The organism is Evtepia sp., assembly GCF_056797215.1.
In genome coordinates this window covers 1-1873 of the sequence record NZ_JBQILM010000074.1, presented here as the reverse complement: position 1 = coordinate 1873, position 1873 = coordinate 1, and the positions used below count along the sequence as shown (strand labels likewise).

Annotated in this window: 2 protein-coding genes; both read left to right on the top strand. The window is 59.1% G+C overall.

Annotation, left to right across the window (positions count from 1 at the left end; all coding sequences use genetic code 11):
- On the top strand, positions 1-767 hold a 767-nt coding region (locus tag ACTOZL_RS10215; RefSeq protein WP_482478295.1), incomplete at its 5' end, for an IS30 family transposase.
- A gap of 224 nt (positions 768-991) precedes the next feature.
- The gene (rpsB, locus tag ACTOZL_RS10210; protein WP_482478293.1) at positions 992-1723 is read left to right on the top strand and encodes a 30S ribosomal protein S2; all 732 of its coding nucleotides are present in this window, start codon (positions 992-994) and stop codon (positions 1721-1723) included.
- The last annotated feature ends 150 nt before the right edge of the window (positions 1724-1873 follow it).

The following is a 1873-nucleotide window of genomic DNA, read 5'->3' as shown; positions in this document are numbered from 1 at the left end:
ACGGATATTCCCCGGAAGCTGCCCTGCACAAAATCAAGGAGGACGGCTTGACCTTCTCCGTGACCCTCTCAAAGTGGACCGTGTATAAGTACATCAACGACGGGGTATTTCTGCGAGTGACCAATAAGAGCCTGCCGATGGGTGGAAAGAGAAAGACCGAGTACAAGAAGGTCCAGGCGGCGAGGGTGCCGAAGGGGGACAGTATCGAGGACAGGCCGGAGGAAGTGGCGACACGGGAAGAGCCGTTTCACTGGGAAATGGATTCTGTGCTGTCCGCCAAAGAGGGCGGGAGCAAGAAGCGGTTCCTGACCATGACGGAAAGAACGTCGCGGGCGGACCTCATGTTTCTTATGCCGGACGGGACAATGGCAAGCGTGGTGGCCGTGCTGGATATGCTGGAAAAGAAACTGGGGAGCTTCAACTTTCGGCGGATATTCCAGACAATCACCGTGGACAATGGCAGCGAGTTCCAAGACTGGGAGGGCATGACGCGGACCGTGACCGGAGAAGGGGACCGGACGCATATCTATTACTGTCATCCGTACAGCGCCTACGAACGAGGGAGCAACGAGAACGGAAACCGCATGATTCGGCGGCGGGTGCCGAAGGGGACGGACTTCACCGGGATAACCGAGGCGGACACACTGGAAGTACAGAGGTGGGTAAACGAGTACCCGCGCGGCATCCTTGGGGGAAGGTGTGCCGGGCGGGTGCTGCTGGAGCTTGCCCAGGGGGCAGGCATTGAAGGGGTAGAACTGCTTTTGTAAATAATGCACAAAAAAGTGTTTTAGATTTTTCTGCATTTAACCCTTGACATTTTCCGGGGGGAGAAAAAGCAAAAAAAGTATTGCATCCCTGGGAAAGCTGTGATATACTACCAGGGCATTATGCGTGGGAGTGCGGATTTTCCGCCCGGTGCCCGGAGAAAAACCGGGTTGGCGGAGGAGATGATGCCCCCGGAAGAATAACTGAAAACAGGAGGAAACAAACTATGGCAGTCGTATCTATGAAGCAGCTTCTGGAGGCCGGCGTACACTTCGGCCACCAGACCCGCCGGTGGAACCCCAAGATGGCCACCTACATTTACACCGAGCGCAATGGGATCTATATCATTGATCTCCAGAAGACGGTGAAGAAGCTGGAGGAGGCCTATAACTTCGTCCGCTCCCTGGGCGAGAAGGGCGAGACGCTGCTCTTCGTGGGCACCAAGAAGCAGGCCCAGGAGGCCATCAAGGAAGAGGCCGGCCGGGTCGGCATGTACTGGGTGAACGCCCGGTGGCTGGGCGGAATGCTCACCAACTTCAAGACCATGCGGGGCCGTGTGGACCGTCTGGCCCAGCTGAAGAAGATGCAGGAGGACGGCACCTTCGACATGCTGCCCAAGAAGGAAGTCATCAAGCACATGGGCGAGATCGCCAAGCTGGAGAAGTACCTGGGCGGCGTCACCGAGATGCGCAAGCTCCCCGGCGCCCTGTTCGTGGTGGACCCCCGCAAGGAGCGCAACGCCATCAACGAGGCCCGCAAGCTCCACATCCCCATCGTGGCCATTGTGGATACCAACTGCGACCCCGACGAGATCGACTACGTGATCCCCGGCAACGACGACGCCATCCGGGCCATCAAGCTGATCTCCTCCGTCATGGCCAACGCCATCCAGGAGGGCCGGCAGGGCCAGGACCAGGCCCCCGCCGCTGAGCCCGAAGCCCCCGCCGCCGCGGAGTAATCAAACAACAGGCATGATTATGTAGGGGGCGGCCCCCTGGACGCCCCGCAGGGAAGAAAACGGGCCGTCTATAGCAAGATCCAAAATTGCTGACAAAGGCGCTCCGTAGGGCGCGACGACCCGGCGCGCCGTTTGCGGCAGGACGGCGGG